2 protein-coding genes are annotated in these 3,226 nt (G+C 67.7%); both read left to right on the top strand.

What is annotated here, in order from left to right; translation table 11 throughout:
• The coding region (locus WAW17_RS04395; protein ID WP_422331791.1) for a RecB family exonuclease at window positions 1–946 on the top strand (946 nt) is incomplete at its 5' end.
• Window positions 943–3,226 (top strand): UvrD-helicase domain-containing protein (locus WAW17_RS04390; protein WP_422331790.1); only part of this gene is annotated, 2,284 nt, incomplete at its 3' end. The genes WAW17_RS04395 and WAW17_RS04390, both read left to right, overlap by 4 nt.

Here is a 3,226-nt window from a genome sequence, read left to right as displayed (position 1 = left end):
CTTCAACGGCAACCTCGCCGACGCGGCCGAGTTGATCCGGGTGTTCGACGACCCGGTGGCGCCGACCCGGCTCGAGGACTGGGCCGCAAGCCCGTACGTGTTCTTCGTGCAGCAGGTGTTGGGGGTGCGTCTGCTCGAGGATCCCGACGACGTCACCCAGATCGACCCACCCGGTCGTGGCACTGTGGTACACACGGTGCTCGAACGATACGTCGAAGAACTGATCGCCGGGGCGGAGGGCACCCTCGAGCGGCTGCTACAGATCGCCGACGAGGTACTGGCGAAGGCGAGCGCGGACGCACCGAGCTGGCTGCCGCAGCTGTGGGACCGCGACCGCACCCTCATCCGCCGAGATCTCGCGGTGTGGTTCGATTATGACCAGGCCGATCGCGCCGCGGGGTGGCTGCCGGTGGGCGCCGAAACCGGTTTCGGTGACACGGATGGGCCCCCGCTGGCATTCGATGTGGGAACAGCGCAAGTTCGCTTCCGGGGCAAGGTGGACCGCATCGACCGCCACTGGGACGGCCGCATCCGGGTCACCGACTACAAGACCGGCAAGACCGACCCGTACCGGGATCAGTCCGCGACCGCGCCCACCGCCGGGTGCACCCGGTTTCAGTTACCGGTGTACGGGCTGTTCGCACGGTCCCTCACCCCGGGCGGTCGGGTCGACGCGAGGTACTGGTTCACCAGCGCCAAGGGCAAGTTCGAGGAGATCGGATACGAAATCACCGACGACGTGCTCGCCACGCTGCGCACCGACCTCGAATTCGTGTACCGGTCCATCACTTCGGGCCGGTTCCCACCGACACCTGGCGGCCGGTTCGACGACATGACCACACTGCTCGGCCGGGAGGGCATGCAGCGATCCTGGCAGGCCCTGATCGACGTGCCGGAGCTGGCCGAGTTCGTAGCCCTCCACACGGCGGAGAACGAAACGACATGACCGAAGTGGAAGACACGCTGGTCGATCAGCGACAACGCGACCGCATCGAAGGCGACACCACGTCGAGTCTGTTCGTCGAGGCGGGCGCCGGCAGCGGCAAGACGCACTCGCTGGTCAGCCGCATCTGCCACCTCGTTCTGCACGACGACGTGGAGTTGGATCGCATCGCCGCGATCACCTTCACCGAGAAGGCCGCGGCGGAGCTGCGTGAACGCGTGCGGGTTCGGCTCTCCGACAGCGCCGAATCGGACCGACGCGATATTGCGCTCGGGCAGGTCGACACCGCCGCCATCGGAACCCTGCACGCCTTCGCAGCGCGGGTCGTGGCCGAGCATCCCGTCGAGGCGGGGGTGCCGCCGCGGATCCGGGTCGTCGACGCGATGGGGTCTCAGTTGGCGTTCGAGCGAAGATGGCAGCGGATGCGCTCCACACTGTTCCCCGACGATGCCGCCAGCGAGGCAGGGCAGGCGATGAAGGTGATCGTCACCGCCGGCGCGTCCCTCGAGCAGGTCCGTAATCTCGCCGACCGACTCGACCGCCACTGGGATCGGCTCGCCGTCCCGGAGCAGGTGCCCGGCATGCCCGTCCCCGATGTGGATGCAGTGCTGCGCCAAGCCGATCTGCTGCTCGACTGCCTCGATGACTGCACCGACCCCGACGACAAGTTCGCCCAGCGGCTACAGCTGGTCCGCGAGTGGCGCGAGAGGCTCGCCGCTGCCCGGAACAGCGACGACTGGGCGACGGTGGCGTCGGTCTGCCCGACGGTCGGTCAGGGCGGCGCGGGAAAGAACTGGACCGGCGGCGCAGGAAGAGTCAACGACCTAAGGCAACAACTCAGAGACCTCGGCGCGGACGCCGTCGGCCAATGTGAACAGTATTGGGCGGCGGCACTGGCGATCGTGGTCGCCGAGATCACCCGTGCCGTGCTCGACGCGGCCAATACACGACGACGCCGCGGGGAGCTCGAATTCCACGACCTGCTGGTCTACGCCCGCAACGTACTCGACAACCCCGCGGTGCAGCAGACTCTGCACGAGAAGTATCAGCGGATCCTGCTCGACGAGTTCCAGGACACCGATCCGCTGCAGCTCGAAATCGCCGGGCGCATCGTCGCCGGCGCGGAGGCCGAGGGCCGGCTGTTCACCGTGGGGGATCCGAAGCAGTCCATCTACCGATTCCGCCGCGCCGATATCGCCACCTACATGGCGGCCCGCGACGCGCAGAACCCCGATGACGTCGTGTTTCTGACCACCAACTTCCGCTCCACCCGGCCGGTGCTCGAATGGCTGAACACCGTCTTCGGCCGGGCGATCGCACCGGAGCATCACATTCAGCCCGAATACATTCCGCTGAACCCGGCGCCCGGACGGCCTCGGTGGGACCACGAGTGGGGACCGGCACCGTTCGTGTTCGCCACCCCAACAGTCGAGCCGGACGCCACCCCCTTCGCTGCGGGGCTGCGTGCGGCGGAAGCTCGCGACGTGGCCCGCGTGATCGCCACGGCCCTCGAGAAGGGCTGGCACAAGGAGGTCGGCGCCTACGGTGCGTTCGAACACGTGCCCATCACCCTGAGCGATATCTGCATACTCATCCCGGCCCGCACGTGCCTGCCGTTCCTGGAGAAGGCACTCGACCACGCCGGCATCGAGTACCGGGCGGAGGCCTCCTCGCTGGTGTACTCTACCCAGGAAATCCACGACCTCCTCCTCACCGCGCGGGCGTTAGCGAATCTGGCGGACGAGGCGGCGCTGGTCGCCGCGTTGCGAACACCGCTGTTCGGCTGCGGCGACGACGACCTGCTGCGGTGGAAGACCGCAGGCGGGCGTTGGTTGCTGCACGCAGACACCCCTGAGGGTCTCCGGGAGTCCCCGATCGCCGAGGCGTTGATGTACCTGCAAAATGTGTGGCTCGACCTCGCCGGTATGAATCCGGGAAATCTTCTGAGCCGGTTGGCAACCGAGCGGCGGGTGTTCGAGGTGTCGACGGATTCGCCGCGCCACCGGGACGTGTGGCGGCGGCTGCGGTTCGTGATCGACCAGGCGCACGCGTGGTACAGCGCCGACGGTGGCGATCTGCGCGACTACCTGGCATGGGCGGCAACCCAGCAGGAGGAGAACGCCCGCGTCACCGAGGCGGTGCTCCCGGAGATCGGCGTCAACGCGGTGCGGATCATGACCATGCACGCCGCCAAGGGGCTGCAATTCCCGATGGTGGTGATCGCCGGAATGAGCGGAGGCTTCCGCAACACCGCCGAGTCCGCGCTGTGGGACACCGACGGGC

It is taken from the genome of Rhodococcus sp. (in: high G+C Gram-positive bacteria) (assembly GCF_049286785.1).
In the GTDB taxonomy this organism is placed as follows: domain Bacteria; phylum Actinomycetota; class Actinomycetes; order Mycobacteriales; family Mycobacteriaceae; genus Rhodococcus_F.
Note: the sequence above shows the minus strand (reverse complement) of the source record. Positions and strands in the feature narration are given on the sequence as shown.